Genomic DNA, 25,664 nt, shown 5'->3' with positions numbered 1-25,664 from the left:
AGCCGGCTGTCAGACCTTAGGCGTAGTTGATGGGGAGCCAGTCGTAATTCTTGCTGTCTTCGCGGACATGGCCGATGCCCGGAAAGGCGATATGCGCGCCTGCCACCAGATATTTGCCTTCCACCGCCTGCTTGAACGCAGTGTTGCGTGCAGCCACGGCGGCTTTCTGGTCGATATCGAATTCGATAGCGACGCCCGGTTCATCGAACTGCAGAATATCGCCATGGGTGATATCGCCCCAGAATACGATCTTCTGGGATTCGCTTTCCAGCGTGATGGCGCTGTGACCCGGCGTATGTCCCGCATAAAGAATGGAACCAAGACCGGGAACGGGCGCTGCGTTATCCGCGAAGGTTTCAAATTTTCCGGCTTTCACGTAAGGTGTCACGCACTGGTCCGCCTCGCCAAAATGCTGCTTGACGGTGCCGGTCGCCGTCCTGGCGTTCGCCGAACTCAGCCAGAATTTGGCTTCTCGCTCATTGACTCGTAGCGTGGCGTTCGGAAAGGTGCGCTTGCCATTGCTCATCAACCCGCCGGAATGATCGGTGTGAATATGGGTGAGGATGACATCATCGATGTCATCCTCCTTGTAACCGGAAGCCTCGATGTTGGCCACGAGTTTGCCGAGCGATGGCCCGAGATAGGCACCGGTGCCCGCATCGATCAGTACCAGTCTATCGCCGTTGTTGACCAGGAAGGCGTTGACGGAGGTTGGTACGAGCTCCGGCAGAAAGGCATCCTTCAACACGTTCTGGGCATATTGTTGACTGGTATTGGTGTACAGCTTGGCCAGCGGCAGGGCGACCGTGCCGTCCGACAGGGCCGTGACCTCTACGGAGCCGATTTTCAGCCGGTAGAAACCGGGCGCCTGAACAGCGGCATAAGGTGCCTTGGCGAAGGCGGTCGGCGGTGCGACGAAGGGTGCAGCGATGATGCCGGACAAAACGCCTTTGAGAATGGAACGACGGGATGGCATGGGTTTGCTCCTTGAAAGATGGTTCGGAACGGCTTGCAAGTTCCTGCTCATCAGCTAAGGATGCCTCGGTCAGCAATCAAATCGATATCGGTCATGCAAGTCATCGATCATTTCAATCTGCGTTCTTTCGACCTCAATCTTCTCGTGGCCTTCGATGCCATGATGGAAGAAATGAGCGTCACCCGTGCAGCGCAGCGGCTGAAAATTCAGCAACCTGCCATGAGCCACAATATATCGACCCTGCGGACGCTGTTTCAGGATGAGCTGTTCATTCGCGTAGGACAGGTGATGAAGCCCACGGCACGGGCGCTCAATTTGTCCGGTCCGGTCCGGCAGGCTCTACGGCAGGCGCAAGCGGCGGTCTTAATGGCGGATGTATTCGATCCGGCCACCGAGCAACGCACATTCCGACTGGGGCTTTCCAGCGAAGTGGAACTGCTCTTGCTGCCCGATCTAACGGCACGGTTGCGCGATATCGCACCGGGCATACGCATTCTCGCCCGCGGTGGTGATGCGGCAGAGGTCGACGCGATGCTGGAAGCCGGCGTCATTGATCTGTCTGTGGGGTGCAGCTATCTGCCGGACTCGCGCCACCATTGCGAGCCGCTCTATCAGTCCAGCGTATTATGCTGTTTCAATCCGCAATTGCTGGAGATTTCAAATCCGGTGAGCCTTGATGCCTATATGGCCGCACAGCACGCCGTGATTTCACAGACTGACAGCCTGCATGGCTGCGTTAAGGATGCGCTGGAGCATGCAGGAGCAGAACTGAAAGTGGTGGCCGCAGCTCCCGACTTCATGTCGATATTGGCCACAGCGCGTTCATCTGCGGTAATCGCCACGGTATCGTCGCGCATCGCGGCTCGTTACGGACCGCTATTGGGACTTCAGGTCAGCCCGGTTCCATTGGCACTTTCTTTCCCACCCGTGGCAATGGTTTGGCCGCTCCATATGGACAGCGATCTCGGCTGCGCATGGTTGCGGCAGCAAATCCGTGAGGCGATGCTGAGGACGACAGAGACCAACGTCGCGGATATGGCAGCGTGACGGGCAGTAGAGATCTGCGCTTGTTTGAAGACGCTCGTCTTGAAGGGAGCAGAACCTGAGACCCCCGTCATTTGAGGTCTGAGGCAGTTGAGGGGAATCGAACCTGCGAGCACGATATAAAACTGCCAATGCGTTTGAATTTTTGTAAGATTCTCCACAGTTAGATGGGGACGCACAAGGAAGCGGATGAAAAATTTGCGTTATCCGCTTCGAGACTCCATCGAAAGTGCATCATACACAACGAGTGCTTGGCACTGTCCCGAGTTCCGGCCAGCGCCTCTGACTTTGACAGAGATCAGAAAATTGTGTTTAGTGTCCTCAGTCCCAGGACAGAGGACAGCCACTATGAAGAGCCAAGACATAGTTGTCCTGCTGAAGCTGCTTAGCCTGCAAGACCAAGAACTCGCGAAGGGTGCAGATCAACTGCGATCTGAATCCCTCGGGGGCGACCCTTACTCGGTGCGAAATCTTGAAGCATTGCTCGGGATTAGCAAGACCGAAATTGCGCAATCGATCAAGAGAAGCATCACTTCCGGGATCGCGCGGAAGGATACTCGCTCGAATGAACCTCGGCCACATCGGCGAAATCTGTTCGAATTCATCACCCATGGGCTGAGATTCGTGTTTCCGGCACAGGTTGGGCCTATGCAACGCGGTATCCCCACGGCGTTTGCCGCGCCGATGCTCCAGAACCTTCTCGTCAGCGGAGGGACCTATAACTATGTCTGGCCCTACGCCGCTGGACGAGAGATGGGGCAAGCGGTCGACCCCCTCTTCAAAAGCGTGCCAGAGGCGGCTTTGAAAGACGATCGACTTTATGAATACCTGGCATTGGTGGATGCGGTTAGGCTTGGAAATCAACGGGAAGTAGGCCTTGCCGCTGATCACCTGAAATCGAGGATTTTGAGTAAATGATGTTGCTTCCGCATGGTCCCCACAACGTCCGCGATGTCCTTGCTACTCATATCCTGCAGCAAACCGGATCCTACGATCAGCCAAGGTACGCTATCCAGGGCACGCCGGAGATGATTGCCAACCCTGCGGGTCCCTTCTCGCCACAAGACAAAGCGGCGCTTGCTGCGATGATTCTGAATCAGGTATGGGAAGCGGCGTAGTTCCTGCAAATTTTTCCCGCAAACTTGATAGGTGTAGCACTTAGTGCTATATGAAGAGATGTCAGAACGGACTTTCAAAACGGCGTGGTTTTCCAAAGCAGCGAAGAAAGCACGGATCTCCGACAAGGCCCTTTGCAAGGCGATTGAGCAAGTCGCACGCGGACAGGCTGATGACCTCGGTGGCGGCGTGTTCAAGAAGCGGCTTAACGACAACATGCATCGTTCGATCGTTCTGGCGAAGGCCGGTGAGTACTGGGTGTTCGCCTATCTGTTCGCGAAGAAGGACCGCGCAAACATCGATGACGACGAGCTCCTGGCTTTCCGGAAGCTTGCCGAACTCTATCGGCGCAAGACACAGGCCGAGCTTGATGCAGAAATCGGGTCCGGCGCCCTATTGGAGATTTGCAATGGCGACTAAGCGCAAGTTCAAGAGCGATGCCTTTGAGGCGATCCATAGCGCCGTCGAAGACATGTATTCGGCAGGTACCATCGACAAGGAAACCATGAAGACCTTCGATGAGACTTGCCTTTCCATACCGCAGGAGCTGACGCCAAGCGAGATCAAGGCGCTGCGCGAGAACAATCATGTCAGCCAACCAGTCTTCGCGCGCTACCTGAACACCAGTGAATCAACAGTGCAAAAGTGGGAAACCGGCGCGAAGCGGCCGAGCGGCCCCGCATTGAAGCTGCTCTCGATCGTCCGGAAACACGGTCTCGAGATGTTGTCCTAGAAGGACACTGCCGCAGAAGGATAAGCGCGCGCAGTTCCAGCCGATACATTATGCGAGCTCTTTGGCCCAGATCGTGAACATCCCCAACAAGCCGTGCACCGCGCTCGCGAAGAACGGCTCCCTTCAACCGCTGTGAGTCTCCGGCACTCATGTCACACTTGGCAAGGTTCCCCTCGATACATTCTGCAATTGTTAGCCCAGAACCTGAAAATCGTCGCAACAAGCCCTGCGCGGGGCTCGTGAAGAGCGGCTCCGTTCGACTCGTTACGGAAGCGGTGGTTACCGAAATTCGTGGCCTGTTCCACCAGCGAGATCACGCGCTACCCGCATGACGCAATCGACTTACGTCCCTCTAGAAGCCACCCGACATGACAACGGTCTCGCCGGTCATGAAGCTACACGCATCCGAGGCGAGAAAGAGCGCAGCGCCCACCATTTCGTCGGGCCTGCCTGCCCGGCCCATCCAGTTGAGCGTCCGGACGTAGTTCGACCATGCCTCAGGATCGCCGTCGCGACGGGCGGAGTTTCGATCCGTGTCGATGAGTCCCGGTGCAAGTGTGTTGAGTAACACGCCGCGGGAGGCATAATCGCGAGCGAGGCTTTGGATCAGGTTATGCTGGGCTGCCTTGGTCGCCGCATAAATGGAGACGATCGGTTTCGGTCGCAACTGGTTGATGCTGCCAATGTTGACGACGCGGCCCCAGCCGCGTTCCGCCATGGCGGGCAACGCCACCTGCAGCATCTCGACCGTAGAGCGAAGGTTGACATCGATCTGGGCGGCGAAATCCTCCGGTGTCACATCGTTGAGCGCTCCATTGATTTGCGCCGATGCGTTGATCACCAAAATATCCAGGGGACCTGCGGCGCCTTCAGCCGCCGCAATCAAGTCGCGGCCGGCACTGGGCGGCGAAAGCTCGCGATGGATCGAGACCGCGTCGCCGCCGGCAGCGCGTATTGCCTTTTCAATCTCGGCTGTAGCGCCGGGCCTCTGTCCGTGCAGGACAACACGCGCGCCATAGGCTGCATAGGCTTGTGCGATCGACGCCCCGATGCCGCGGCTCGAACCGGTCACCAGAGCTGTCCTGCCCTTCAGCGAAAATATGTCCTTATACGTGCTCACAGCTGTCTCCTCAGACGCCGAAGAGCGATGCAGGCAGGCCGCGCTCACCGGGATTGCAGGCGAAAATGCCGCCGGAGAGCGGTGCTTCCGTCAGCGTTGAGGCCGGAAGACGGGTGCGCGCACTGGTGATGAACAAAGTCGCAAGATCGTCCCCGCCGAAGGCTACGCTGGTGGGGCGCGGCACCGGCAGTTCGACGGCTCGATCCAGCCGGCCATCTGGCCGATAGCGGTTCACGCGCCATCCGTCCCAGATCGCACACCAGACCCCGCCATCCGCATCGACAGCAAGGCCGTCCGGGCGCCCTTCCGCCTCGGGTACCGTAACGAAGACACGGCGGTTGGCGATGCTCCCCTCGCGTGCATCGAAGTCGTAGGCATAAATGATGCCCGGCACCGTATCGACGAAGTAAAAGGTCGAACCATCGGGGCTCCAGGCAAGGCCGTTGGCGACCGTGAAACCACTCTCCGCACGCACCGCGTCGCCGGTGCCCGTCAGCCGGTATAAGCTGCCGGTCGGGCGGCTTACGTCGAGCCGCATCGAGCCGACCCAAAGCCGACCGTTCGGATCGACCTTGGCGTCATTCAGCCGGTTTTCCGGAAGCGCTGGTTCCGGCTGGGCAAAGGGGGCGAATGCGCCGGCCTCGAAGTCGAACTGTTCCACGCCGTCCTGGGAGGCGACGATCAGTCCGCCATCTTCGGTCGGAAGTACGGCACTGACGAGCTTGGCAACATTGCAGCTCTCGTTCTTGCCGGTGACAGGATCGAAGCGGTGCACGGCCGGGTGGAGAATGTCCACCCAATAGAGCCGCTTTTCCCTTTCGACCCAGACCGGCGCTTCACCCAGCTGGGCACCCCAGGGCAGGACGCATTGCACATCGCTTTGACCAGCCGCGCGGCCGCGGGGCCGCGGCCCGGAACTGATCGCAACGGCGCCCACGGTGCCGGTGATCCGCCGCGCCGACGCCATCAACTCGCGACCGACCGGATGGATCGCGGAACTGTCGAGGCGGGAAGCGGGTCCCAGCACGACGAGTGCGCCGAGCGGCACCCCGTCACGGCCGGCGATCGGAGCGGCGACGGAATTGACGCCGGCAAGATGCTCCTCATAGGAAACCGCGTAGCCCCGGGCGCGGGTCAAGACGAGATCGGCCTCGAGCGCCTGCGGGTCCGTAATGGTCTGCGGCGTGAAGCGATCGTAGACGATCTGCCCGGTCAACGAGCGGGCGAAAGAAGGCTCCTGAAACGCGAGCAGAACCTTTCCGGCTGCGGTACAGTGAATCGGCACACGCCGCCCGACGGCGATCAGCACGCCCAAGCCGCCACTCGAGCGTTCCTCCAGATAGACCACGCGCTGACCGTCGAGGCGGCACAGTGCAACGGTCTCTCCGAGTTCGGCCGAAAGGCGTTCGAGTTCCGGGGCGGCGGCGCTGACAAGATCGAATTTGTCCCACACCCGATGCGAAAGCTCGATAAAGCGATGGCCGAGGAGATAAGCGCCGGTTGCCTCGTCCTGACGGATCAGACGGAAGACCATCAGGGTCTTCAGCATACGCGCAAGGGTGGGTTTCGGCACACCGCTCATTTTCTGGAGGTCGGCAAAGCGCAGCGGCTTCGGTGCCTCCGCTATGAGGTCGAGGAGAGCAAGCCCCTTCGCGAGGGCAGCCGCACCCGCCGGCGCCCCGCGATCCTCCAGCCCGCCTAAGCCTGCCTTGTCGTCCATGCCTTTACCGCCTCGTCCAGCATTCGCATGATCGGCCACTCCGGTTCGAAGCCGAGCATTTCGCGAATGCGCTGATTGGAAGTGTGATACCACACGCCGGCTCCGGGAAGATCGACCGTCACGAGCGGCAACCCGATCCTGTCGGCCATTACGGGCAGGACCTCGGCGAAGTCAACAGGATCGGTCGCTCCCAGATTGAAGACGCCGCCCGCGGCTTCTGGATGCGTCAGCGCGAGGAGAACGCCCTTCGCCATGTCGCGGGTATCGGTGATGTGCATTCGGAATGGCCGGCCGTCCTCATTGCGCGTCAGGACCAGTGCCGGCCGGCCGGGACCCGCCGCTCTCAGGAGCTCGGCTGCGGCCTTGTTGCCGAAGGCCTCCTGCTGCCTGATCTTTGGCCGAAGGAAGAAGCGCGGTCCGGAAAAGAAGCTTTCGGGATCGAGCAGTTCATCGGCATTCTGCGTGTGCGAAAAGCGCAAGATCACCGTCTCCATGGACGAAACGCGCCCTTGGAACATCACGAGCTCCTCGCCGATGAGCTTCGTCAGGCCATATGGCGACAGCGGCTCTTTCGGATGGTCCTCGGTAATCGGCTGGAAAGCCGGCCTGTTTTCCGGATAGACCTCGCCGGAACTGGCGAAGACGAAGCGGCCGACCTTCGCCGCTGCGGCTGCCTCGAGCACGACCCGCGTCCCGTCGACATTGGCGTGGAAGAGCCTGTCTCGGTCGCTCGCCAACCAGGACATGAAGGCCCCGAGATGGAGCACTGCGTCCGCCCGCTCGCAGGCACGCGTCGCCGCCTCCCGGTCGTCGAACGCGCCGACGACTTCTTCGAAGTCCGCGTCCTCGATCGCGGCCGAGCGCAGGTCGAAGCCCCTGACCTGGTGTCCGGCTGCAAGCAATTGCCTGGCAACAAAAGAGCCGACCCTGCCGGCCGAGCCCGTCACAAGCACTTTCATGTCAATCAATTGCCTTTTCTGTCTTCGTATCGAAGAGGTGGATTTCCGAAGGGTCAAAGGAGAGCAGCAGCTCCTCCCCTTCACGAACGGGACCGCAATGCGCGATGCGGGCAATCAGGCCCTTGCCGCGTTCTTCATCTCCCACGGCCGCGCCGTATGCGTGTTCGCCCGGATCGAAATAGATGTATTTCTCCGATCCGAGGCTCTCGACCAGTGTCGGCCGCACGGCGAAGGTGACGGGACCCTGCCCGAGCGACAGGTGTTCCGGACGGATGCCGACGATCACCGCGCCATCGCCAGCGGGCTTATGGGCGGCGAAGTGCTGGCCGAAAAGGGTGATGCTGCCGCTTTCGACGTGCGTGGACATGAAGTTCATGCCCGGCGACCCGATGAACCCGGCAACGAAGAGGTTAGCCGGTTTGGAAAAAAGCGTATCGGGGTCTGCGATCTGCTGGATGACGCCGTCGCGCATGATGACCACGCGATCGGCCATCGTCATCGCCTCGATCTGGTCGTGCGTGACATAGACGGTGGTGACGCCGATCCGCTTGTGAAGTGCGCTGATCTCGGCGCGGGTGTGGACGCGCAGCTTGGCATCGAGGTTCGACAGGGGCTCATCCATCAAGAAGGCGCGCGGCTCGCGCACGATGGCGCGGCCGAGCGCGACGCGCTGGCGCTGCCCGCCCGACAGGGCCTTCGGACGGCGATCGAGCAGATGATCGACTGCGAGGATCTTGGCGACGGCGTGGACACGCTTGTCGATCTCAGCCTTGGCCATTCCACGCATCTTCAGCCCGAAGCCGATATTCTGGCCGACGGTCAGGTGCGGGTAGAGAGCGTAGTTCTGGAAGACCATCGCGATATCGCGATCCCCCGGAGCAAGGTCGGTCACGTCCCTGTCACCGATCATGATCTTGCCGCCGCTTGCCGTCTCGAGCCCGGCAAGTATCTTGAGCATCGTCGACTTGCCGCAACCCGAGGGGCCGACCAGGACGACGAACTCCCTATCCTCGATCTCCAATGAGAACTCCTTGAGCACGTTGAGCGCCCCGTAGTTCTTGTAGACGTTCTGAATGCTTATGCCGGCCATTTCACTTCTCCGCGCCGGCAGTCAGACCGCCGACCAAATAACGTTCCAGGAACAGGTAGATGAGGATGATCGGAACCGCGACGAACACGGCTGCCGCCGAGATCTCGTTCCAGTCGGTGACGTACTCGCCCTTCATCGTGGTGATGCCGAGATTGGCCGTCCAACTGCCCTGCGCATTGGTGAGAAAGGTGCGGGCATAGGCGTAATCGGCCCAGGAGAGCACGAATGCATAAAGGGCGGTCGCTGCAAGCCCGGGCGTTGCGACCGGAAGCACGACGCGGAAGAGGGCGCCAAGCGGAGAGCAGCCGTCGACCATCGCCGCCTGCTCCAGTTCGCGCGGGATCGTGTCGAAGTAGCCTTTCAGCATCCATGTGGTGAAGGGGATGATCAGCGTCGCATGGGCCAGAACGAGCGACCAGAGGCTGCCGATCAGTCCCAGCGAGCGGAAGATCCCGAAAAGCGGAATGACGAGCAGGGTTGCCGGCAACATCTTCGCCGTCAGGATGAAGAGGCCGAGCGATCGGCCGCCCTTGACGCTGAAGCGCGACAGGCTGTAGCCGGCAAAGACGGAAACGACCATGGACAGGCCAACGGAGCCGATGGCCGCGAGCGTCGAGTTCAACAGCCACAACAGGATCGGCCGCTCCGAGGCGACCTTTGCAAAGGTGCTCCACTGCGGCTCCGCCGGCCAGAAGGATGGCGGCAATGCGCGGATTTCCGCAAGCGTCGACAGGGCCGTGACGAAAAGCCAATAAATCGGAAAGAGCAGTATCGCACAGACAGCCGCGAGGCCGGCATAGAGCGCGAGGGTCTGAAGGGTGGTGCGCTGCATCGCCCGGAACTCCTAGTACATGGCCTGGGACTTGCGGCCGAGCATCAGCAGGCTGGCGACGACGCATAGCACGAGCGTCACGATGCCGATGGCGGAGGCGTAACCCATGTTGAAGAAACCGAACGCCTGATCGTAGGTCATGATCGAGAGCGTTTGCGTCGCCTTCAGCGGCCCGCCGTCGGTCAGCACCTTGATGATCGAGAAATCGCGGAAGACCCAAAGAACGACGAGCACGGACGTCACGCCGAGCACTGGCATGAGCACCGGAATGGTGATGTACCGGAAGCGCTGGAATGCATTCGCACCATCGACCTTGGCCGCGTTGTAGAAGTCCTCGGGAATGGATTGAAGACCGGCAAGCGTCATGATGGAAACGAAAGGATAGCCCTTCCAGATCATTGTGACAGCCACGACCCAGAAGGCAGCGGTCGGCTCGGAAAACCAGTTGATCATCTGGGTCGCGATGCCGAGCCTGATGAAAAGCCAGTTCATCAGGCCGAAGGAAGAATCGAAGATCCAGGCGAAAATGACGACGGCGATCACTTCGGGCACGGCCCAGGGCAGAGCCACGAAAAGGCGCGCCAGCGTGCGCCCCTTGAAGCGGTTGTTGACGAGCAGGGCCGTGCCGAGACCGACCGCGAAGCAGGCGGCGCTGACGACCACGACCAGCTTGATCGTCACGAAGCACGCGTTCCAGAAGTCCGGCGAGGTGAAGAGCTTCTGGTAGTTCTCCAGCGTGAACGGCTTGCGCGGTGCGCTGAGCGTCGCCATGCCGATTTTCTGGAAGGAAAGGTCGAGCGACACGAACAGCGGGTAGACGATGATCAGGGCCACCAGCGCTACTGCAGGCAGCAGCAGCAGATAACCCAGCCAATGCTGCCGGCTCGGCCGTGCCAGATCAAGGAAGCGTAGGCTCATGATTGCCTCTTGTTTCTTGCGGGGACCAGACGCCACATGCGGGGCGCCCGGTTCTCCTTCATGTGCCGAGAGCGGCAAACGTCTATCGAAGCGCCTCGGCCTTCTCATGCATTGTCTTGGCGACCGCAGCAGGATCGAGGTCTTCGATGATCATTCTCTGCGACTCCTCCTGGATCATCTTCGAGAACTCGTTGAACTGGATCTCGAGGCCGATCGGAATGCGGTCGATCTTGTGCTCTGCCGCCGCCTTCTGCGACTGCGCCATCAGATCGAAATGCGGGATCTGCGCTTTGGCTTGCGTAAGATCCGCACGCGGGCTCGGCGGCGTGGAGGCCGCAAGCGTCGCAAAGCTGGTCTGGAACTTGTCGGAGGTCGCAATGGCGATAAAGTCCCAGACGAGTTGTTTCTTCTCGTCGGAGATCTCGCTCGGCATGGCGAGAATGTTGGAGGAGCCGCCGAGCGGCGGGTCGAAGGGAACGCTGGCGAGCTTCAACTTATCCTTCGCCGCTCCCTGCTGCATGATGGAATAGATCCAGGGTCCGTCGACCTTCAGCGCAATCTTGCCATCGGCAAAGAGCTTGCGGACTTCGCCAGCCGATAGATCGCGCGGCGTCAGGTTTTCCTTGACCACAGTCTTCCAGCGCGTCAGCCCCTCGACCATCTCAGGGGTATCTATGGTCACCTCGCCTTCCGCATTGGTGAAGCGCGCGCCGGCGTCGAAAAGGTAGCTCGCCATCTCGGCTATGTACTGGCCGCCGCCGCCCTTGGTTTCGTGGCCGGTCCCGAACTGGTCGACAATGCCATCACCGTTCAAGTCCTTGGTCGTCGCCCGGGCCGCGGCAAGGAATTCCTCGTAATTCGTGGGTACGTCGACGCCCGCCTGCTTCAGCATCTCCTCGTTGTAGCCGAAGATGGTGCCGTAATAGAGCATCATGATGCAGACGGTCGTACCCTGGAACGTGCAGATGTCCTGCCCGCTCCAGCCGTCGAGATTAAGCCCCGCCTTCTCGACCCAGGGCCCAAGATCCTCAAGCCAGCCGTTATTGGCGAACGTCTGGAACTCGAACGATGCCAGGTGGACAATATCCGGTGGGGTGCCGCCGGCAAACAGCGTCGTCATCGTGTCGGAGTAGGCGCTGCGCTCGACCTTGGTCCACTCGATCGTGTTGCCCGGATGATTCGCCTCCCACTCCTTGATCACCGTACCCCACCAGTCGCCGATGCCTTTCTCGTCCTTCTGCCATGACACGAATTTGAGCACTTCCGCGCTTGCGGGCACCGCCGAGGCGGTGCAGGCAAGCATGGCGGTTACCGTTGCCGCGAGGGCGCATCTTCCAATGGACTTCATTTTCTCCTCCACTCCTCCGAGAGTATTTTCTTTCAATGCTTCTTGAGCAGCCCCTGAGCCTCCTTGGACGGCTCGACGCCCAGACCCGGACCGGTCGGCACGAGGTACTCGCCGTTCAGGCAATCCATATCGCCGACGAGAAGCCGCCGGTTGGGTTCAAAGATCGAATGCTGGAACTCGTGGCAGTCGACATTCGCCAGCGCCGCACTCGCCTGCAGGCTCGCAGCAAGGAAAATGCCGGCGCCGATCGTTGCGTGCGGTATGACTTTGATGTGGTGGACATGGGCATATGCGCCGATGCGCATGAATTGCGTGATCCCCTTGTGGCCCATTTCAGGCTGCACGATCGCGAGCACACCGCGAGAAACGCGCGGCACCATATCGTAGACGGTTCTCCATTCCTCGCCGACCGCTATGGCCGTCGGGACACTCGCGGCAACCCGGGCCAAGCCGTCGATATCTTCGGTGCGCACCGGCGCTTCGGCGAACCACAACCCGTGCGGTTCCATCGCCTTGATGAGCGCGATGGCCTCGCTTGCAGTATGGGTCCAATGCATGTCGCATGCGATGCGCGCGGCGGGACCCAACCTTTCGCGCAGGGTTTCCATCTCCTTGGCGACGCCATCGTCGGCGACCGGAGACGCGAATTTGAAGGATGAAAAGCCCCTGGCCTGCCAGCCCGCAGCGAGTTCGGCGCGTTTGGCGCGCGTATCCTCCGGCAGTCCGGAGATATAGGCCGCGATCCGATCGCGCCTCTGCCCTCCGAGAAGCTTGCAGACAGGCAGTCCCGCGAGTTTGCCGGCCAGATCCCACAGGGCGATGTCGACCGCAGCGAGCGCATCGACGTAAAAGCCGCCGGTATAGCCGCGCACCCGCATGAGGTCGTACAGATCGTCATGGATCGCCGCCGCATCGAAGGGGTCGCGGCCGATCGTGAAATCCGCGAGAAGATCCTCGATGATCTCCATCGTCGCGCGCGGGGCAACCAGCCCGTAGGTCTCGCCCCATCCGACGGCGCCATTCTCGGTTTCGATGCGCACAAGCACGCTGCGATCGAATGTCGGATAGACGGTACGGTTGCCCTTGCGCACCAGATAGCCGCGCCCGTTCGGCTCCTCGCCCGGACGCGACTTGCCCAGATAGGGCGTCTCCCGCGGCAGCGTCAGAGTGAAGCTTTCAATCTTTTTGACGCGATCGGTCATTTCGCCCGCCTCCATTTGTCCGCCCCGACGGACCCGAGGCCACACTCCTGGAAGCATCGTTCGATGTCCCGCACGGCCAAAGCATCGAGATCCGGTGTCGGCGCGCGTACAATGGGGTTGTCGAGAACCCCGCGCAAGCCGAGCACATGCTTTGTCAGGCGCATGCGGTAAACGGCCTGTAACACCAGCAGAGGCAGAGACTTGACGTAAAGCGCTCGCGCTTCGCTTCCACGGCCGTCACGGTAACTGCGGTCGAGTGCGGCATGCAGATCGGCGATTTCCAGTGCCGGCATGGCGGCACAGGCGCCCCGATCGTACTCGTCCAGAATGTAGCGGGCTCCTCCGCCGCCGATGACGCCAAGCAGATGCTCCGGTGCGTTCGCCAGGATGGCCGTAATCGCCGGACCCGCGGGCAGCGTCTCCTCCTTGACGTAGCGAACGGCGGCAACCCGACGGACGACCTCGAGGACTGCCTCGGGAGCGAGATCCGAGCCACGCGGCGCCGGGGCGTTTTGAAGGATGATTTCCGCCTCGGGCAACTGCGCGGTCGCGGCCGTGAGAAAAGCCGTCACCGCACCGGCGCCGGCACCGATCGATTTCGGCGGCTGGATCATCAGCCGCGTGATCCCGAGCCCGAGCGCCTGTCGAGCATACGAGACGACCTCGTCCACAGTCGGCGCGCTGGCGCCGGCCACGATCGGAACGCGGTCCCCCACCTCGGTCGCGACCACCTCGAGAAGGGCTTGACGCTCCTCCCCCGTCAACGTCTCCACCTCGCTTGCAAAGCCCGGGAAGACCACACCCGCCACGCCCGCGTCCAGAGCGAAACGGATGATACGGCGCATGGCAGCAAGGTCGACACCCGTTTCGGTGAAGGGGGTCGGGAGAACCGGGAGAATTCCTGTGAGCTGCATGTGACGGTCCGTATCGTGAGACTTATTTTCTATATTGTGGACCATACGCGGAGATGATAGGCCGTGTCAATCATCGAACTTCAAAGGAGATCGACCTTGTCCAACGCTGCTTTCGAACCCGTCACGGTCGTGCTCGATTGGGGCACCACAGGCTTTCGGGCTTGCCTGGTGAGATCCGACGGCTCGCTCGTCGATCAAAAGGAAGTCGAACGGGGCATTCAAACCGTGGCGAAAGGCGAGCATGGGCGCTTCGTCAGCGAGGCGCTTGCATCCTGGCGCGCCGAGTATGGGACACTCGATATCGTGGCGGCAGGGATGATCGGAAGCCGCAACGGATGGATCGAGATGCCCTATGTGCCGACCCCGGCAACGCCAGCGGATCTGGCCGCAGCGGCCCGAACCGATGGCCTTCCGGAAGGGGATAGAATCACCTTCCTGCCTGGCGTGACGGATCCCACCGCATTCCCCTTTCCGGATGTCATGCGCGGAGAGGAGACGCAGCTTGTCGGTTTCGGCCTGGACCGGGACATGATCGTCGTCCTTCCCGGCACCCATGCTAAATGGGCCGAAATCCGCGGCGGCCACATCGAGCGGTTCCGCACCTTCGTCACCGGTGAGATCTATTCGACGCTGGCCGACCATTCATTCCTGTCGAAAGTCGCCACCGCCGAACGAGATCACGCCGCTCCAGCCTTCGCGGAAGGCATTGCGCTAGCGCAGGAAGAGAGCACACGGGCCGGCGGCTTGTTGACCCGACTCTTTGCCGTCAGGACCGGCTGGCTTGCGGGCGCGATTGCGCGGGACGAGATGAAAAGCCGCCTTTGCGGTCTCATCATCGGGTGGGAATTCGTGGAGGCCCGGACCTGTGGCTGGTTCGAGGAGGGTGACACGATCGCAGTCGTCGGCGACGACGATCTTGTCGAGGTCTATGCGAGAGTGGCACGAGCCTTCGGCCTGAAACTCGCGCCCGCGCCGGCCGACGCGGCGATCCGCGGCGCGCTGAGGATCTCGCGGCGCGGCCCCGTTGCCGCGAAATAGAAAAGCGATCTCACGACTGCTGGCCGCCAATGTGGACGGACGACGCGGCGGAACGCTTCCCCAGATCCATCCCGCGATGTTTGCCGGCCATGACCGTCGGGGCAGAATAGTGGCCCCTTCCGATGCTCCTGAAAAAAAAATCGGCACTCTCCGAAGTGGAGGCCCGGAGATCGCCGTCAGACATCCGGCGCCGTTTTGCGTCCGCCGGATGGGAGGAAGAGGTCAACGGCGAATAAAGAGAGCAACCCTCGCGCTGACCGCGCTCGCAATGGCGACGATCAGGAACACCAGCGACGTATCGCCGTGTCTATCCATGAGGCCGCAGATCAGCGGCTCGCCCGGGCCTGCGAATAGGTAGGCGAAGAAGTTCGTGACGCCGATCGCGGTGCCGGCGCGCTTGTGGTCCATTCGCCGCATCGGCGCCGGCGGGCCAAGCGGGTATCGCGGTCAGTCATTGCGCGCTCGGCGACCGCGTCAATGCCGACAACATCAAGGCAGGCCTGCCGCTGCTGCGAGATCGCGGCTATCGACGCAAATCCACCCTGATCACCGCCCGAGGTCCCGGTGGCCAGATGGCATGACCTGATCGCCGATGCCACCGTCGCCGACGCCATTCTCGACAGGATCGTTCACAATGCCCATCGGATCACCCTCCAGGGCGACAGCATGCGAAAGCAAAAAGCGCCCCCGCTCTTTACCGGCGCCGAAATTGGCGAAATCAATCACCCATGAAGACAACTAGGCACCCAAGGACCACCGCCGCCAAACTGTCCACGACTCACATGGGGATTGCCGGGTCAAGGTCTTTTAGACGTCCATGCAATTTTCCTTTTCTTTTTTCGGTATCCAAGGCTGAGCCTGTTCGCGTAGCCCGACCTGTTCCCAACGCCGGTTCAAACTCACATTCGGTCGCCGTTTCAGGGCTGCACCATGATCCCGCTTGCGTAGCGGCAAGGGCTCAGGAGAACGAAACCATTCTTAGCAGCGGCGTTTGAAGCCATGTCGCGGATCGGTTCGTCCCCCTGGATCCGCCAGGATTGATCGCTCCTGGAAGATTTCGGAATTTGGCTTTCTATGGATCGTCAGGCGGTTTTTAACACCGCGCCCTCGATGACAACGCCGGCAGTCACATATTTCCATAGAGCAACCAATAGTTTGCGTGCTAGCGCCACGATCGCGCTCTTCTTCGTGCGCCCACCGCTGGATTGCACGCGAGCCGTAAACCACAGGCTCAACGCTGACTGCGGTTGATGGCGTAACCACAACCACGACAGTTGGATCATCGTGGTGCGCAGGCGCGGGTTGCCCGCCTTCGAGACGCCTTGCTCGTGATCGATGGTTCCACTCTGCCAGGGTGTTGGTGCCAGCCCCGCGTACGCAGCAACCTGTCGCCGGTTGTCAAAATGGCGAAACAGCCCTTCGGTCCAGAGAACAGCCGCAAGTTCTAGACCAATGCCTTTGACGTCGCACAACATCGCCCCAGCGGGGATCAGCGTTGCCGTTGCCGCCACGCTGTCCCTTTGCGCCGCCAGGAGCGTATCCCGCTCGTTCTCCACCGCTGTAATTTGCTCTAGCAACAATTCGAGGCGATCAAGTTCACGGCTTATTTGAGTTTTGAGGTGGGTCGGCAAAGGACGGCCATCACCCGTGTGAAGCTCGTCCAGTTGCTTGCGCCGGTTCTTGCGCAGCGGCTCGTAACCACTGATGCCCTGACCAAAGAGCAGACCCTTGATGCGATTGACATGTTTGACGCGCTCGGCGATCAGAACCTTGCGCTCCCGGCAAATGCGACGGCGATCTTCTTCCTCGGGGCTTGGTGGGTTGACCATAGCGCACACCCGCGGCTCTCCGCGCTTGAAAGCCAACAGTGCTCGGACCAGCGCCTCACCATCCAATTTGTCCGTCTTCGCTCGCCGGCGCCTGCGCGAGATTGCTATCGACGCTGGATCGACGACGTAACTTTCTATCCCGTTCGCCTTCAGCACACGATCGATCCAGAAGCCGTCAAGTCCGGCTTCCTGAATGCTCACGATCGGAACATGATTGCCCGTACGAGATCGCACCTTGTCTTGGAGCTGCGCAAAACGATGCAGCAATGCCGCTACATCGCCGCCAGCCACCGAGTGCTTCGACATCTTCTCGCCATTTCCCGGCGACAACGATGTGATCAGCCAGGTTGAGCGAGAGAGTTCCAATGATACGAATATTGCGGCAAGATCAGTGCGGATAGCGGCCGGCGTATGCGGTTGGGAAGTTACAGCTTCCATAACGGCGTCTCCTATGAGGTGAGTGCGTTATCGCAGCCTCACTTTGCCAGAGCGACGGCCGCTATTCACTCCCCATGGGATCTTAGCGGAATCCCTGTCCGGCTTTTGCGAAATGCGCACTATGGCGTCGAGGCGCTGAAGATCGTCGCTGATCAGTCTTGCGCTGGCTCAACATGACTACGCGAGAACCGCAACTCTCAGAGGCGCTCACTCGCACCGAAAGAGTATCTGGCGTTTTCCCCGTCGTTGCCGAGGCGATAGTCAACCAAGCTCGGCCGCATCGCACGCCGGACCCGGCCAAGGGAAGCGAAACGTCAGATCATCTGTATTTTCGGGATCCGCCTTGATGGGACTGGACTCATCGCCGCGTCCAAGGCGATCATGCGAGTGAACGTCAGTTCCCGTGGGTACATGGCCCTTATCAACCAAAGACAGCGACTGCTGATTTGACGATGATCCCACCATCCCGACTTCTGCGCAGTTGACGGCCGGTCGCGGCGCGAAAGATTTGCAGCAATTGCAGCGCCGGCGGCACTCGCGACCACAGGGTTTTCATCCGTTCCCTGCCGTTTCGGGTTTTCCGAACAGCCTGGCCCGTCACAATGCGCTGTGACCAGCGGAAGCCGATCTCGTGGAAATACAGGTCAGCGTGCTGCGGGCTGATATGATGAAAGACACCGGCAATGGTGCGGCGGACGCGGGCATTGAAACCTTCGACCGAATTGACATGAACGGCGTCACGAACGTATTCGCGGCTGGAATGCTTCACAGTGTCATGCCTGGCATAGTTCTCGCCAAGGGCCATGAACGCTGTCGCCTCATCGCTCATCAAATAGGCGTCGGGGTCAATCTGCGCTTCGGCGGCGCGCGCCGCTGCTCGGAGCGAAGACCCGTCACTACCGCAGCACGCGCGTCACCGGCCGGAGTGCCGGGTGTGACGTCATCTGGTCGCTGCACGATCACCATGACAGGCGTCTTCTGGGTATTCGGCAGACCTTTTCGGCCTCGTCCAGGCGGCGGATCTTCCGGATTTATTCTTGCGCGCCCACCAAGATAAAAATGGTCGACCTCCACCGTGCCATCGAGCATGTGCTCGCGCGCCGCCATGAGACGCAGCGCGTGTCCCATCCGCCAGGCCGTCGGCTGGCTCACCCCCAGAGCCTCGGCCAGGCGCACCGAGGACAAACCTTTATCCGACTGCAGCATGAGCCACATGCCCTTCAGCCAAACACTCAGAGGAAGCTTTGTGGAGTGCAGCGGCGTGTGTGTCGTCACCGTGAACTGGAATCGACAATCGCCGCTGGAGCATTGATAGAGACCCGGACGCGCACGCCGCTTGCCCATATCGCGCCCGGCGATTGCGATCGAGCGCTTGTAACCACAGGCAGGGCAAACTCTCCCGGCCGGCCAAACCATGCTTTCCAGCAATCGCCGACACTGCTCCTCATCGCGAAAGGCCACGACCATATCTTCAGCGGTCCGAATGTTGGTAAGCGCTGCAAGCATCTCCGACATTCTCATCTCCTTCGGATCATGCCCGAAGAATCGCATCGTAGCCCTTGAACATCAAGCTTCTTGCTGTCTTTGGTTGATAAAGGCCCGATACATTATGCGATTATTTTGGCCCAAAGAGAACAACCTAGGAACACGCCTTCCGCTCTAAGTGATCGCCACAAGAGCCACATGGGATCAAGACTTTCGGCCATGGTGATCTCAGATGATGTCTACGAGGCTCACGCGAAGATCGTTTATGACGGTGGCAAGGCCTGGTGCTCCAATCAACGGCACCACCCGTACCGCTGACAATTTTGAGATGGCGCGGTCAAAGATCGCGAGATTTGTATGTCCATTCAGGCGGGATGGATAAATGATGCCGTCCGGCACGGATCGGTGCTCATGGAAGGCAAGCGACCATGCCCGCGCAAGGGTTTGGCGGGAAGATTTCGCGACATCCGTCGGCACTCCCATTCTGATCGCGTGGTCCTCGCGGAGATCAACAAGGCGGAGACCTGCGATTGTCTCGATCTCTGCATAGCGCCGCGTGTAGATCTCCTTCTCCTCGATCGGGAGATCGCCCATGAGACCATCGCGCCTATCACGCAGGACCGCTTCCAGGAAGCAGACCTTGAGTGTGTCGCCCAAATAGACGACGCCAAACCGCCTTCCCGGGTCACGCCGGCGGGGATCACTGAACCGGCTCGGCGTCTTTCCATATCCTAACGGGTCGGGAAAGGCGCTCGCATAGATACGTCCAAATCGACGACCGGCAGGAATGGTTTCGATGTCGAGAAGGGAATTCTCGAAACCCGGAGGCGGCTTTATTGCGGTCATTCAGAGAAAATCACCGCGGGCGACACTCTCAGCCGCTGCAACCACTTCATCGTCCTGACCGCGTTTCAGCGCATCGAGAGCCTTTCGGCCATCCAAAGCGCCATGCGGCGTGACAAGGAAGCGATAAACCGCCCATGCACCGCCGAGGATCTCGTGCAGTTTCGGAAGTACGGCATAGGGCCGACCGTCCCGGTCGAGTTGCCATGACGGAAAACGGAAGCCCCGCTTGGCTCCGTCGAGGCCAAGAACCTGCCCGTTCTGGCGCTTTGTATTGACCGTGACACGCGAAACGCCGAGCAGGTCCGCGAACGCTTCGGCGCTCAGCATATCATTCTCCGCGAGAATCTCCGCCACCCGACGCCGGCCGCGCTCCCGTGCAGCAGTCAACGCTGCCTGGAGCTCGTCATCCGGCTCTGGCACCTCTTCTACCGGAAAAGCATCCTGATGAGCCTGCGGTTCTTCTTCAACAACTGAAATCGTCTGTGCTCCGGCCAGCGGATCCACGACGACACGGAAACTGACCTGATGGCCGGCCTTTCGGCTCAGCTTTATCGCCTTAGCGTATTGCCTGATCAACGCCTTCTCGAAATCTGCCTTCCGGGGTAGCTTCATCGAGAGCGCAATGTTGGAAGAACCTCGGGGCTCTTTGGCAACAGTTTTCGTAGTGGGCATGGTCTTCAGCCTCCTGCGCTACAATTTAGGCAAGATGCAGAAGTTCGTCAAGTTTGTTAAGTTCGTAAATATCAAGCATCATCCGGCAAAATCGGCGGGTGAGATATTGTTTTCGACGGAAGACATGACGTCCTCCTTTCCTTGGGGCCAGGGCCTTCTAGCCCTCAAACGGCAGCGCCCGTAAAATTTGCTCCTGGACGCCGTCCGCAAATCGATGCGGCAAATCCGCAAAACACTCGGTGCAACGCGCGTCAATCCGAAGTTGCTGACCGCGGCCGAACGCCTTCAATACGAAGGCTATCTCCGGCGAGAACAGACCAACGCGGCCATCATGGCGCTCGTAAAGGACGGTGTCACGATCAAGGAAATCGTGCGCCGTACCGGTCATAGCCGCGGCTTGGTCCGCCAGGTGCTCAGAGGGCAACGAAACGATGTCTTTCGATCGAGAGAAAGCTCGTTGGAGCCCTATCTCGAATGGCTCGACGCGCAATGGGCTGCCGGCAAGAGGAACGGCACTGAGCTATGGCGGCGTTTGAGAACACAGGGTTTTCGTGGTTCGCGCCGGGTCGTGAGTGAATGGGCCACACGACGAAAGCGGGCCGACAAGGCGGATGCGGAATCGTTGACCCGCATTCCCTCCGCCCGAACGATTGCCCGCCTTTGACAGCCAGCTGAGACAACCTGACGAAATCCGAAACCGTCACCATCGCCGCGATCGAAAGCGGTGTCCCCTTGCTGGTTACGGCTCGCGATATCATTGCCGACTTCCATCTGATGATCCGGCGCAAGGCGGAAAACGAGCTCGCGCCGTGGATCGACCGCGCCCGCGACAGTTTGGTCTCCTCCTTTGGCAATGGCGTGGCGAAAGACATACAGGCAGTTCGGGCAGCGATCGTCTCACCATGGTCCAATGGACAAACCGAGGGGCAGATCACCAAGCTCAAGCTGGTAAAGCGCCAGATGTACGGACGCGGAAAGCTTGATCTTCTTTCCTGATTGGCGCGACATGAGAGAATTGCACCAAATCTGCGTCAGAGCCAAAGTTCAGTGCCGATTGACAGGAGGCAATGCAAGGTGGACCTCGGCTCCTCCGGTACTACTTGTCTTCCCCTTTTGGAATTGTTGCCGGCAGTAGAGAGCCTGAGCCCGTCAGCACTGCTGTTCCCGCGAGGATGGCCAGCATGATCAGGTTGGTGAGGACGAACAGACCGATCGCAAGGCTGGTTATCGCCGGATCCTCAGTCTTACCAGCTGCTCGCGCCATTGCACTCGCGAGTGCCGTGGCTCCGAACGTGAACGACCAGTACGAAACGGAAAATCCGTGCTTCGAACAAGGATGGCAGCCTGGAGCAGGCCGTAGCCCAGCATGCCATACAAGAGCGTGTCTGGAGGTACGCCTGTCGAAAGGTAGGCGACACTTCCGACGGCTGGAGGTGCAAGCTGAACGCCGAATGTGGGACGCAACTCGTGAGACAGCTCCGGAGCATGCAAAAACCGGTGCAGAACAACCGAATCAATCGCAAGCCACGCGAAGAACCCTGCACCGAACGCGAGCTTGGCCAGCTCGTGGCAGCCAAATGAACCCAAGGCCATCGACGTGACGAAAGAGCCCGCGACAAGGGGAAGATAGAGAGCCGGGATGGAGTGTTCTGGATCGCGTCCTCCCTGCCAAAGCCTGCCTGTCTTCCACAAGGCGAAGCCGAACGTGGCAAGCACTCCAGGCACGAAGATTGCGATCGCAATGGCATGAGAATATGGGAATGCGCCGAGAGCAACAAGCATCGTGGCGACACCTGCCAGTCCCACGAAGAGGCCCTGAATCGGGTGGTTCAGCTCAGCTTGCGCATCTTGGCGTGCGGTCAGCCATTTTGCGCCGTAAGTGATCGCGAGGAATAACCAGATCGAACCTGCGAGGGCGTTGAGCGTCTCACCGGGAACAGGCGTTAGTCCCCAGACATCGGAAGCGGCGCGCCAGCTACCGGCGAAGCCGGCCAGACCGACAACGATACTGAAGAACGACGCGGGTATGCGCGTGAGAACCCGGTCGGTTGAGGCGGGGCAGTTAACGAAGTGCATGACCATTGTAAGGCTCCTTCCCTCGTGAAGGCTTCCTGAACCCGCTTTCGACTGGTGCAGGAAGCCCAGCGATTTCATTTCGCTACCTTGCGGTCGAGGAAGCTTCGGATCAGCGGCGCCATCTCGTCCAACTTGTCCTCAAGCGCGAAATGTCCCGTATCGAGGAGATGGAACTCTGCTTCAGGAAGATCCCGCAGATAGGGGTGTGCACCTTCCTCGGGGAAGATCTGATCGTTCTTGCCCCAGACGATCAGCGTCGGCGGCTTGCGATCGCGGAAGAATGCCTGGAACTGGGGGTAGAGCGGTAGGTTGGTGCGGTAATCGTAGAACAGGTCGAGCTGGATATCCTTGTTTCCAGGCCGGTCTAGAAGCGCCTGATCGTGAACCCAGTTATCGGGGCTGATGCGTGTTAGATCCTTGACGCCATCTGTGTACTGGAACTTGGTCGTCTCAGGCGCGACGAGGACGGAAAGTGCTTCCCGGTCCTCTTTTGCCCCCGACTTCCAGTAGGTGCGGATCGGGTTCCAGAAATCGCGGATGCCTTCGTCATAGGCATTGCCGTTCTGGACAATCAGTCCGGTGACACGGTCCGGATGCTTGAGCGCCAGCCGGTAGCCGACAGGTGCACCATAATCCATGACATACATCGAGTACTTGGCGGCGCCGAGCTGAGTGAGCAGCGTATCAACGATGTCGGCATAGTGGCCGAAGGAATATTCGAACTTTGTGTGATCGGGAGCATCGCTCTGGCCGAAGCCCGGATAGTCGGGGGCGATAATCCGGTAGCGGTCTGCGAGCAGCGGGATCAGGTTACGGAACATGTGAGACGATGTCGGAAAGCCGTGAAGAAGGACCACGACAGGCGCATCAGCCGGGCCGGCTTCGCGATAGAAGACGTTGACTCCGTCGATCTTCATGGAACGATAGTGGGTCGTCGCAGGCGCCTGCTGAGTGATTGCAGGTGTTTCGGCAAACGTTGTGCCGGCGGAGATCGAGACAAAGATGCTGGCGGATGCGAGAAGCAGGGCGGCAAGCGTGCGAGACATTGTGGTTCTCCTCGGTGGTGGGTTACAGGCGGCTTGTTGCCTGCAACCACCATCGCCCTTTCATCGTGAGAGGAGAATGTTCGTATTGGACAAGAGATTATTGCGTCTCACGGTATGAGTGTGGCCGAGCTGGGCAGCCCACGTGTTGCGAACAGCGACCTCTTACGCAACTTTGCCTGTCGAAAATTCCTGCACCAGCAGGTCGATGAGTACCCGGACTTTTCGGGCCGGATTTTGCCCAGGTGGTCTGACGATATAAATGCCGACAGGAGGAAGCTTATAATCTGTCATGATCGGAACAAGAGCGCCCTTCGCGACGTATGGATCAGCGACGATGTCCCCCATAGCAACGATACCTATTCCCGCGACGGCAGCCTCCACGAGGACATGCGCGCTATCAGCCTTGAAACGGCCCTGAGGATGGACCGTGACAGTCTTGTCGCCGCTGGTGAAAGTCCACGCGTCCGTTCCTGGCGTGATTGCGTTGTGTTTCAAAATGTCGGCCGGCGTTCCCGGAGCGCCATGCTGATTAATATAGTCCGGGCTGGCGTATAGACGGACGGCAAGTGAGCCGATCTTGCGCGCTACCAGATTCGAATCAGTAAGATAGCCGACACGAATGCCGCAATCGAAACCTTCCGCGACAAGATCGACATGGCGATCATTAAACCGGATATGGACGTGGAGCGCCGGATGACGCCGCCCGAGCTCCGCAAGTGATGGCGCAAGCTGTGCGGCAAACGAGGCAGGGGCCGCGATTCGCAGCAAGCCCTGAAGTTCTCCTTCGGGAGACATCTCCTCACGCGCGGCCTCAATGGTGGAGCAGACGTCCGCCGCACGATCACGAAACAACGCTCCGGCCTCCGTCAACGCCGAACCTCGCGTCGTGCGCGCAAGCAATTGAACGCCGAGTTCCTCCTCCAGGCGCAGCACGCGTCGACTGACGATTGATTTGGCAAGCCCTAGACGTCGAGCCGCCGAATTTACGCCACCTGCGCCCGCAACCTCCACGAACGTCCGTAGATCTTCGATTTCCATCCGTTGCTCCTGTCCCCCCAACTGCGACAGCGAATAGCATTGTCGCTGGCTACTGTGCCAGTCCTGAGGACGGTATCTTGAGTTTGCTTGCGGCGCTGGCCCTTAGTGCCGCCAATTCATCGAGGGCGCGTCGCGTGGACACGAAGAAAATGAAACCTGACCGCCGGAGCGGGAGTTGGAAACAAGGATGCACGGTCGAAACCACTTATCCAGGATTCGTCCTGGGACCAGATGACAGCGGCCTTGCGTCGATTGGCAAGATCGAGCGCACCTATGCGCTTCCAGAGTTCGTAGCCTCGATGCACCCTCATAGGGACGACGAGATTTTCAGCTACGTACGCTCCGGCACGGTCCTTCATCTCGACAGCATGGGGCACGAGGAGAAGATCTCATCTACCCGGCTACGCGTGATCAATGCGGGCACGGCGTTTCAGCACGAGGAGCGGGTTCTGGGCCGCGACCCGGTTGAGGCGTTCCACGTCGTGTTCAGGCCGGAACGTTCCGGACTCGAACCGATGGTTCAGTTCGTAGACATAACCACAACGCAGCCTCGACCATGGAGACTCCTTGCTGCGCGGACCCGTGCGCCGCTTATTCTGCGGGTGAAAGCCTGGCTGCACGATGCGCATCTTGACGTCGGTCCGCACCTTCTTCCCGCCCACACCAATCGCCGCATTGCCCGCGTCCTCATCGTGATGGAAGGCGACGTCAGGATTGGAGGCAAATGCTTCCAGAGGGGCGACATCGCGGCGGTCAGCGACCAGGCAAACTCCCTCGTCGCCATAAAACCTGCAGACGTTTTGCTTGTCACAGCAGATACGGCCGACCCCTTCTTCTCGAATGGGCTGTCGAGCGGGAACACTGGGGCCATCAAGTCGCGGCCACCTGTGCCGCTTTCCGGGACATCGCGTAGCAGGTTCGGTGGCTAGTGCGAGTGCCGTTCCGCGTCTTCGGGCCGATCTCGTGCCCGAGGCATGGGCTCCTGGAGACAAGGCGCGAGAGCTTCGCGTCGCCCTTCGCGAACGGATGTTCTACGTGCGGCTACGCACGATGACAAAGAACCGGATCGTTACGGTGTTTGATCGTTATCCGGAGCAGACGGCACAGTTGAAGAAGCTGGGCGACCTGTTCGGCAAGGCCGGGCGTCAGCAACTCGCCGCGCTCAATGTGTCGGAGATCGACCGCATCCAGATCAACCGGGGGCTGGAGTTCATCGGCGACATC

At 60.1% G+C, this 25,664-nt stretch carries 25 protein-coding genes and 5 pseudogenes; 11 read left to right on the top strand and 19 right to left on the bottom strand.

Annotated features, from left to right (window positions below):
* Nucleotides 1–16 precede the first annotated feature (16 nt).
* Entirely contained in the window at nt 17–976 is a 960-nt protein-coding gene (locus tag ACTJKL_RS28655; protein WP_411934357.1) for an MBL fold metallo-hydrolase, read from the bottom strand.
* 93 nt (nt 977–1,069) lie between these two features.
* Here ACTJKL_RS28655 and ACTJKL_RS28650 point away from each other — a divergent pair, with 93 nt between their 5' ends.
* From ACTJKL_RS28650 to relB, 5 genes and pseudogenes are all read left to right on the top strand, one after another.
* Complete coding sequence (locus ACTJKL_RS28650; protein WP_440854411.1) at nt 1,070–2,023, top strand: LysR family transcriptional regulator; 954 nt, start codon at nt 1,070–1,072, stop codon at nt 2,021–2,023.
* Between the two features lie 345 nt (nt 2,024–2,368).
* On the top strand, nt 2,369–2,938 hold the full coding sequence (locus ACTJKL_RS28645) for a hypothetical protein (protein ID WP_088195211.1): 570 nt from the start codon (nt 2,369–2,371) through the stop codon (nt 2,936–2,938).
* Between the two features lie 2 nt (nt 2,939–2,940).
* Nucleotides 2,941–3,138 (top strand): annotated as a pseudogene (locus ACTJKL_RS28640) (hypothetical protein); the annotation flags it as partial.
* Nucleotides 3,139–3,196: 58 nt separating this feature from the next.
* The gene (locus tag ACTJKL_RS28635; protein ID WP_440854431.1) at nt 3,197–3,556 is read left to right on the top strand and encodes a type II toxin-antitoxin system RelE/ParE family toxin; all 360 of its coding nucleotides are present in this window, start codon (nt 3,197–3,199) and stop codon (nt 3,554–3,556) included.
* Entirely contained in the window at nt 3,546–3,869 is a 324-nt protein-coding gene (relB, locus tag ACTJKL_RS28630; protein WP_003526806.1) for a type II toxin-antitoxin system RelB family anti-toxin transcriptional regulator, read from the top strand. Before ACTJKL_RS28635 ends, relB begins: the two co-directional genes overlap by 11 nt.
* A 352-nt stretch (nt 3,870–4,221) precedes the next feature.
* On the opposite strand, the gene ACTJKL_RS28625 is transcribed toward relB, so the two are convergent.
* The 9 genes from ACTJKL_RS28625 to ACTJKL_RS28585 all read right to left on the bottom strand — a co-directional run bounded on the left by ACTJKL_RS28625 (nt 4,222) and on the right by ACTJKL_RS28585 (nt 14,017).
* Nucleotides 4,222–4,989, bottom strand: a complete 768-nt coding sequence (locus tag ACTJKL_RS28625) for an SDR family NAD(P)-dependent oxidoreductase (RefSeq protein WP_440854410.1) — start codon at nt 4,987–4,989, stop codon at nt 4,222–4,224.
* Nucleotides 4,990–4,999: 10 nt separating this feature from the next.
* A complete protein-coding gene (locus ACTJKL_RS28620) occupies nt 5,000–6,709 on the bottom strand; it encodes an SMP-30/gluconolactonase/LRE family protein (protein WP_440854409.1) in 1,710 nt (569 codons plus the stop codon).
* The gene (locus ACTJKL_RS28615; RefSeq protein WP_440854408.1) at nt 6,688–7,668 is read right to left on the bottom strand and encodes an NAD-dependent epimerase/dehydratase family protein; all 981 of its coding nucleotides are present in this window, start codon (nt 7,666–7,668) and stop codon (nt 6,688–6,690) included. Before ACTJKL_RS28615 ends, ACTJKL_RS28620 begins: the two co-directional genes overlap by 22 nt.
* Nucleotide 7,669: 1 nt before the next feature.
* Nucleotides 7,670–8,758 (bottom strand): ABC transporter ATP-binding protein, encoded by a 1,089-nt coding sequence (locus ACTJKL_RS28610; protein WP_440854407.1) that lies wholly within the window; start codon nt 8,756–8,758, stop codon nt 7,670–7,672.
* Nucleotide 8,759: 1 nt separating this feature from the next.
* Nucleotides 8,760–9,590, bottom strand: coding sequence for a carbohydrate ABC transporter permease (locus ACTJKL_RS28605; RefSeq protein WP_440854406.1), 831 nt, complete (start codon nt 9,588–9,590; stop codon nt 8,760–8,762).
* A 12-nt stretch (nt 9,591–9,602) separates the two neighbouring features.
* The gene (locus ACTJKL_RS28600) at nt 9,603–10,508 is read right to left on the bottom strand and encodes a carbohydrate ABC transporter permease (protein WP_440854405.1); all 906 of its coding nucleotides are present in this window, start codon (nt 10,506–10,508) and stop codon (nt 9,603–9,605) included.
* A gap of 82 nt (nt 10,509–10,590) precedes the next feature.
* On the bottom strand, nt 10,591–11,856 hold the full coding sequence (locus ACTJKL_RS28595; protein ID WP_440854404.1) for an ABC transporter substrate-binding protein: 1,266 nt from the start codon (nt 11,854–11,856) through the stop codon (nt 10,591–10,593).
* Nucleotides 11,857–11,888: 32 nt separating this feature from the next.
* Nucleotides 11,889–13,058, bottom strand: coding sequence for a mandelate racemase/muconate lactonizing enzyme family protein (locus ACTJKL_RS28590; protein ID WP_440854403.1), 1,170 nt, complete (start codon nt 13,056–13,058; stop codon nt 11,889–11,891).
* A complete protein-coding gene (locus ACTJKL_RS28585) occupies nt 13,055–14,017 on the bottom strand; it encodes a dihydrodipicolinate synthase family protein (protein WP_440854402.1) in 963 nt (320 codons plus the stop codon). The genes ACTJKL_RS28590 and ACTJKL_RS28585 overlap by 4 nt, the downstream gene beginning before the upstream one ends.
* Nucleotides 14,018–14,068: 51 nt before the next feature.
* Here ACTJKL_RS28585 and ACTJKL_RS28580 point away from each other — a divergent pair, with 51 nt between their 5' ends.
* Nucleotides 14,069–15,010, top strand: a complete 942-nt coding sequence (locus tag ACTJKL_RS28580) for a 2-dehydro-3-deoxygalactonokinase (RefSeq protein ID WP_440854401.1) — start codon at nt 14,069–14,071, stop codon at nt 15,008–15,010.
* A gap of 222 nt (nt 15,011–15,232) precedes the next feature.
* On the opposite strand, the gene ACTJKL_RS28575 is transcribed toward ACTJKL_RS28580, so the two are convergent.
* Nucleotides 15,233–15,418, bottom strand: a complete 186-nt coding sequence (locus ACTJKL_RS28575) for a hypothetical protein (RefSeq protein ID WP_440854400.1) — start codon at nt 15,416–15,418, stop codon at nt 15,233–15,235.
* Between the two features lie 156 nt (nt 15,419–15,574).
* Between ACTJKL_RS28575 and ACTJKL_RS28570 the strand changes: the two genes are divergently transcribed.
* On the top strand, nt 15,575–15,742 hold the full coding sequence (locus ACTJKL_RS28570) for an ATP-binding protein (protein ID WP_440854399.1): 168 nt from the start codon (nt 15,575–15,577) through the stop codon (nt 15,740–15,742).
* 350 nt (nt 15,743–16,092) lie between these two features.
* On the opposite strand, the gene ACTJKL_RS28565 is transcribed toward ACTJKL_RS28570, so the two are convergent.
* From ACTJKL_RS28565 to ACTJKL_RS28550, 4 genes and pseudogenes are all read right to left on the bottom strand, one after another.
* Nucleotides 16,093–17,277 carry an IS110 family RNA-guided transposase gene (locus ACTJKL_RS28565; RefSeq protein ID WP_440854398.1) on the bottom strand — a complete coding sequence of 395 codons (1,185 nt, stop codon included), beginning with the start codon at nt 17,275–17,277 and terminating at the stop codon, nt 16,093–16,095.
* 421 nt (nt 17,278–17,698) lie between these two features.
* Nucleotides 17,699–18,792: pseudogene (locus tag ACTJKL_RS28560) on the bottom strand (IS1595 family transposase).
* Nucleotides 18,793–18,990: 198 nt separating this feature from the next.
* Nucleotides 18,991–19,608 carry an RES family NAD+ phosphorylase gene (locus ACTJKL_RS28555; protein WP_440854397.1) on the bottom strand — a complete coding sequence of 206 codons (618 nt, stop codon included), beginning with the start codon at nt 19,606–19,608 and terminating at the stop codon, nt 18,991–18,993.
* Nucleotides 19,609–20,280, bottom strand: coding sequence for an XRE family transcriptional regulator (locus ACTJKL_RS28550; RefSeq protein ID WP_440854396.1), 672 nt, complete (start codon nt 20,278–20,280; stop codon nt 19,609–19,611). It lies immediately after the preceding gene.
* Here ACTJKL_RS28550 and ACTJKL_RS28545 point away from each other — a divergent pair.
* Both ACTJKL_RS28545 and ACTJKL_RS28540 read left to right on the top strand, forming a co-directional pair.
* Entirely contained in the window at nt 20,231–20,464 is a 234-nt protein-coding gene (locus ACTJKL_RS28545) for a hypothetical protein (protein WP_440854435.1), read from the top strand. The two genes, ACTJKL_RS28550 and ACTJKL_RS28545, sit on opposite strands and share 50 nt — an antisense overlap.
* Before the next feature lie 9 nt (nt 20,465–20,473).
* Nucleotides 20,474–21,276 (top strand): annotated as a pseudogene (locus ACTJKL_RS28540) (transposase); the annotation flags it as partial.
* Nucleotides 21,277–21,376: 100 nt separating this feature from the next.
* On the opposite strand, the gene ACTJKL_RS28535 reads toward ACTJKL_RS28540, so the two are convergent.
* The 4 genes and pseudogenes from ACTJKL_RS28535 to ACTJKL_RS28520 all read right to left on the bottom strand — a co-directional run bounded on the left by ACTJKL_RS28535 (nt 21,377) and on the right by ACTJKL_RS28520 (nt 24,440).
* Nucleotides 21,377–21,733 carry an SLAC1 family transporter gene (locus ACTJKL_RS28535; protein ID WP_440854430.1) on the bottom strand — a complete coding sequence of 119 codons (357 nt, stop codon included), beginning with the start codon at nt 21,731–21,733 and terminating at the stop codon, nt 21,377–21,379.
* Nucleotides 21,733–22,356, bottom strand: a pseudogene (locus ACTJKL_RS28530) (SLAC1 family transporter); the annotation flags it as partial. The gene ACTJKL_RS28535 and the pseudogene ACTJKL_RS28530, both read right to left, overlap by 1 nt.
* A 74-nt stretch (nt 22,357–22,430) precedes the next feature.
* On the bottom strand, nt 22,431–23,402 hold the full coding sequence (locus ACTJKL_RS28525; protein ID WP_440854395.1) for an alpha/beta fold hydrolase: 972 nt from the start codon (nt 23,400–23,402) through the stop codon (nt 22,431–22,433).
* A gap of 162 nt (nt 23,403–23,564) precedes the next feature.
* Entirely contained in the window at nt 23,565–24,440 is an 876-nt protein-coding gene (locus tag ACTJKL_RS28520) for a LysR family transcriptional regulator (protein WP_440854394.1), read from the bottom strand.
* 83 nt (nt 24,441–24,523) lie between these two features.
* On the opposite strand from ACTJKL_RS28520, the gene ACTJKL_RS28515 reads away from it, so the two are divergent.
* On the top strand, nt 24,524–25,369 hold the full coding sequence (locus ACTJKL_RS28515; protein ID WP_440854393.1) for a pirin family protein: 846 nt from the start codon (nt 24,524–24,526) through the stop codon (nt 25,367–25,369).
* A 19-nt stretch (nt 25,370–25,388) separates the two neighbouring features.
* Nucleotides 25,389–25,664: pseudogene (locus ACTJKL_RS28510) on the top strand (IS110 family RNA-guided transposase); the annotation flags it as partial.

Source organism: Sinorhizobium sp. 22678 (assembly GCF_052044265.1).
GTDB classification, from domain to species: domain Bacteria; phylum Pseudomonadota; class Alphaproteobacteria; order Rhizobiales; family Rhizobiaceae; genus Sinorhizobium; species Sinorhizobium meliloti_A.
This window is presented reverse-complemented; position numbering and strand designations above follow the sequence as displayed.

Bases quoted from the DNA above. Each gene is read 5' to 3' on its own strand.
- ACTJKL_RS28655 (WP_411934357.1), bottom strand. From the start codon at position 976: ATGCCATCCCGTCGTTCCATTCTCAAAGGCGTTTTGTCCGGCATCATC.
- ACTJKL_RS28650 (WP_440854411.1), top strand. From the start codon at position 1,070: ATGCAAGTCATCGATCATTTCAATCTGCGTTCTTTCGACCTCAATCTT.
- ACTJKL_RS28645 (WP_088195211.1), top strand. From the start codon at position 2,369: ATGAAGAGCCAAGACATAGTTGTCCTGCTGAAGCTGCTTAGCCTGCAA.
- ACTJKL_RS28635 (WP_440854431.1), top strand. From the start codon at position 3,197: ATGTCAGAACGGACTTTCAAAACGGCGTGGTTTTCCAAAGCAGCGAAG.
- relB (WP_003526806.1), top strand. From the start codon at position 3,546: ATGGCGACTAAGCGCAAGTTCAAGAGCGATGCCTTTGAGGCGATCCAT.
- ACTJKL_RS28620 (WP_440854409.1), bottom strand. From the start codon at position 6,709: ATGGACGACAAGGCAGGCTTAGGCGGGCTGGAGGATCGCGGGGCGCCG.
- ACTJKL_RS28615 (WP_440854408.1), bottom strand. From the start codon at position 7,668: ATGAAAGTGCTTGTGACGGGCTCGGCCGGCAGGGTCGGCTCTTTTGTT.
- ACTJKL_RS28610 (WP_440854407.1), bottom strand. From the start codon at position 8,758: ATGGCCGGCATAAGCATTCAGAACGTCTACAAGAACTACGGGGCGCTC.
- ACTJKL_RS28605 (WP_440854406.1), bottom strand. From the start codon at position 9,590: ATGCAGCGCACCACCCTTCAGACCCTCGCGCTCTATGCCGGCCTCGCG.
- ACTJKL_RS28600 (WP_440854405.1), bottom strand. From the start codon at position 10,508: ATGAGCCTACGCTTCCTTGATCTGGCACGGCCGAGCCGGCAGCATTGG.
- ACTJKL_RS28595 (WP_440854404.1), bottom strand. From the start codon at position 11,856: ATGAAGTCCATTGGAAGATGCGCCCTCGCGGCAACGGTAACCGCCATG.
- ACTJKL_RS28590 (WP_440854403.1), bottom strand. From the start codon at position 13,058: ATGACCGATCGCGTCAAAAAGATTGAAAGCTTCACTCTGACGCTGCCG.
- ACTJKL_RS28585 (WP_440854402.1), bottom strand. From the start codon at position 14,017: ATGGTCCACAATATAGAAAATAAGTCTCACGATACGGACCGTCACATG.
- ACTJKL_RS28575 (WP_440854400.1), bottom strand. From the start codon at position 15,418: ATGGACCACAAGCGCGCCGGCACCGCGATCGGCGTCACGAACTTCTTC.
- ACTJKL_RS28565 (WP_440854398.1), bottom strand. From the start codon at position 17,277: ATGGAAGCTGTAACTTCCCAACCGCATACGCCGGCCGCTATCCGCACT.
- ACTJKL_RS28555 (WP_440854397.1), bottom strand. From the start codon at position 19,608: ATGACCGCAATAAAGCCGCCTCCGGGTTTCGAGAATTCCCTTCTCGAC.
- ACTJKL_RS28545 (WP_440854435.1), top strand. From the start codon at position 20,231: ATGTTGGAAGAACCTCGGGGCTCTTTGGCAACAGTTTTCGTAGTGGGC.
- ACTJKL_RS28550 (WP_440854396.1), bottom strand. From the start codon at position 20,280: ATGCCCACTACGAAAACTGTTGCCAAAGAGCCCCGAGGTTCTTCCAAC.
- ACTJKL_RS28525 (WP_440854395.1), bottom strand. From the start codon at position 23,402: ATGTCTCGCACGCTTGCCGCCCTGCTTCTCGCATCCGCCAGCATCTTT.
- ACTJKL_RS28520 (WP_440854394.1), bottom strand. From the start codon at position 24,440: ATGGAAATCGAAGATCTACGGACGTTCGTGGAGGTTGCGGGCGCAGGT.